Source organism: Cellvibrio sp. (genome assembly GCF_053579595.1).
Window position 1 is genome coordinate 1 of record NZ_JBRFPI010000426.1, and the last position, 3648, is coordinate 3648.

Here is a 3648-nt window from a genome sequence, read left to right on the forward strand (position 1 = left end):
TTGCGTTTGAAATGGAGGCAAAAGGTGCTTTCCGTCAATTTATGCGAAAAGCAGGCCGACAACTGCTTGAAGCAATGATGAAAGTTGACGTGTACAGCCCTGAAGATCACGTAGGTGATGTGATCGGTGACTTGAACCGTCGTCGTGGCATGATCTCTGGCCAAGAAGCTAACGTGACTGGCGTACGCATCAAAGCTAACGTACCCCTTTCAGAAATGTTTGGTTACATCAGCACCCTGCGTACCATGACCTCAGGTCGCGGTCAGTTCTCAATGGAATTCTCTCACTACGCTCCATGCCCTGCGAACGTAGCTGAAGCAGTAATTGCCAAAGAGAAAGAAAAGAAAGCTGCAGCTGCCAAGTAAGTTTTAGGCAACCGCAAAAAGAAAGCCCCGCCAGTTTAAATTGGCGGGGCTTTTTTATTACGACCTATGCTTTTTAACCGCACCACAAGGTGTGGGACAACCAATACTAGAAGCGGAAACTACCACTCAAGGCATACAAATCAATATCCTGATCATCAAAGAATATCCTACGGCCACTTAACCCAAGGCTGAGGGTATCACTTAGCGCAAGATCGATTTTCAAACCCGCCAAAGGATCTACACCATCGCCATCCTCCAACGCGAAAGCAGCGTTATCTAACTCCACTTCCCCCCTCCAGATAAACGCACCCGCTTCTGCCGAGAGTGTAAATGCAGAGTCGGTTTTGAAACTCAGACCCTGCACCAACGTAACACCGGTTGCCGTAATGGGATACTCTTTTGCAAAATCGCCAGCAAAGGCATCCACGTCTGCATCTCCATCCAACGACAAGTTGACTTCTACATCACCCAGATCGAGATAACCCACTTCACTATAGGTCAGTTCGCTCCACCGGTAGCCAGCAGCAATCTGAAAACCGGTGCGACTGTCGTCGTAACTATTAAGAGTAAACTCGTGTCCCGCATCTTGCAGTGCGCCAGTAAAATCCGCCTCACTGTGGCTACTATTGACTGTGAATACATCCAGTCGAACATAGTTATTCTCCAGAGCCTGGGTGTTGATGGAAAACAGGGCGAGCGCGATGACCGCCAAGCGCGCGGGTGTAGCGCGCTTAAGGATCACCAAACCACCCAACAACAACAGCCAAAGCATCGTCACTGCACCGCCGCCTTTGGAGTTCACTTGAACTGGCGGCTTGGAGGGTGGTGGCTCAACCGCTTTGGCTTCACTAACTGCACCTGGGTCTACCACAGCAGAGTTAACCAAACCATCATCATCATTCGGACCACCATCTTCAATCGTTAATTGAACACACATATGACCTGCTGTTAAGCCGGGGATCCAGTCTGCTGAACCAGGTGGTGGGCAATAACCTGGGTTGCCAGCAGCCGAATGTACCGCGTTGTCAGCATCCGCTACAAAAGTCACCCAAGCACCGCGCTGGTATTTGCGGTAAACCGCATTGGCTGGAATTGCCGAACGTTGGGGTATTACCACACGCACTGATTGACCCGGTGTCGGCAAATCCCGTATCGCAAAGTCAAACACACCACCAACTGGCTCAAAGGCAGGGTCGATCACCAAATCATTAAGAGTACCAACTTCTTGATCCAGTATTTGTACACCACCGGAACTACCGCTGCGAGAAAACAATCCCAGACCGCAACGCACTCCTGGATCGCACTCAATCAGGTAGGCATTAGTGGTATTACCTTGCTGCGGCAATATATTGGTTGAAGGCATATTATCGAGATAGTTGGGAATACCGTTGTCGTCCGTATCACCTGTGCCCTCCAGGCTATCGCCAATACCATCCAGATCAGTATCGGTGTCGATATCCAATACAGGCAGTGAAGCGACTACACGGAAGTAAGCCGACGCACTCACACTGGCACCAGCGGAATCGCTAACTGCAACCTGCACCTGGTTACTGCCAGTCAAGCCGGATGGATCAAATACACGGGTTGCATTGGTTGGATTGCCATCGGTATCGGCCAAGCCGCTGGTGGCTGACCAGTCAAAGCTATGGGTGTCGCCGGAATTGGCATCAATCACAGTCGCAGTCACAGTTACTGGCCCACCAGTCGGCGCAATCAAGCTGGTACTGACACCACCCTGGGTGATAGCCAAACTTACCACTGGTGGAACATTCCCCTGACGAATCTCAATCACATGCTGCCGCGCAGCACCTGCATTTATGCCGCTACCCAAGGCAACAACCAATACACTATCGCTCAAACCTGTCACGGCTGGTAGTGTTACCGGAATAGTCACCTCTAGCTGGCCGGCTTGGGTAAAGGTTGCTATACCATTCACCAGGTTATGCTCTGCTGCAGTCGCTGTGGTCTCCGCAACATTAATGGTATAGGGAACACTGAATGGATAAACAGGCGACCGTCCATTGAGTAAGACTCGGAATTCAACCTCACTGCCGCGCACCGCAACCTGGGATTTACTCAGGGACACCAGCGGTTTGATGTTGATCACCTGAATCGCCTCTCCTGTCACGCCCACTGCATTAGTAGCCTTCCATTTCACTTCATGGCGACCGGGCGACAACTGCAATACATTGCTAACTCCCAGCCCTTCCGGATTTGTGGTGCAGCAACTGTTACCACTAACACCATCACTAGCCATCGCTGCCAGTATTTGCTCTATCTGCGCTTGAGTGGCATTACCAGTAAGCCCCAGTAATTGACGCAAGCTAACCGGCGTAAATAGCGCTGTTGCATTTAGCTCCAAATCGGCTGGTGGCGTTACTATGGGTTGCAACGGGTCGATAGTCGCAATGACTTCAATTTCAAATGCGGGCAACGCCGCTGTTGCAGTGCCATCGCTAACACTGATCACTATACCGCCAGAGATACCCGCATCGACGTTAGCCGGTGTACCGGTCAAGGCACCGGTTGCCGAATTGAAACTGGCCCAGGTAGGTTTGTTAGTGATGCTGAATGTCAAGACATCCGCCACATCTACATCAGTCGCCGTTGGGGTGAAGCTATAGCCCACATCCTGATCCACTGTAAGCGCAGGCCCACCACTGATGACGGGAAGGTCATTAACGGACTCGATAGTGACGCTCACAGTAATACTGGCAGTGTCTTCACCATCACTTACCTGCACGACAAAACTATCGCTGCCGTGATAATCAGCTGTTGGCTCATAACTCACGCTGCCATTAGCGGACACACTGGCAGTACCCTGCTGGGCAGGGCCAGTAAGAACCCAACTCAAGGGGTCACTATCGCTATCGGTTGCATCCAACATCAATGCAAAGGCAGTAGGCACGCCGTCTTCACTCATGGTGACACTAACCTCAGAACCCTGGCTAATAACGGGTGGCTGGTTCGGCGGCGGCAATACGGTGAATGAATGACTAACTCTCGGCGCAGGATTAAACGCAGCGTTACCCGCTTCATCCGCATTCAATGTACAGGTACCTTCCATAAGCAAAGTCACAACACCTTCTGGTGTCACCGTACAAATCGATAAGGTTGCAGATGTAAAAACTGGTACAAGTCCAGATGAGGCCGTAGCAGTAACGGTTAATGCAACGCCGAGGGGTTGGTTACCCGGATCAGAAAAACTAATCGTTTGCTCACCAATAGGAGTGACTGAGTTGGAGACCGCCGACTGAGCGCCTGCACCTGCAGAGTTGCTTGC

1 protein-coding gene and 1 pseudogene are annotated in these 3648 nt (G+C 51.2%); one reads left to right on the plus strand and one right to left on the minus strand.

Features of this window, described 5'->3' with window-relative positions:
- Positions 1-365, plus strand: a pseudogene (locus ACWA6V_RS19035) (elongation factor G); the annotation flags it as partial.
- A gap of 106 nt (positions 366-471) precedes the next feature.
- Here ACWA6V_RS19035 and ACWA6V_RS19040 read toward each other — a convergent pair.
- On the minus strand, positions 472-3648 hold a 3177-nt coding region (locus ACWA6V_RS19040), incomplete at its 5' end, for an Ig-like domain-containing protein (protein ID WP_449523973.1).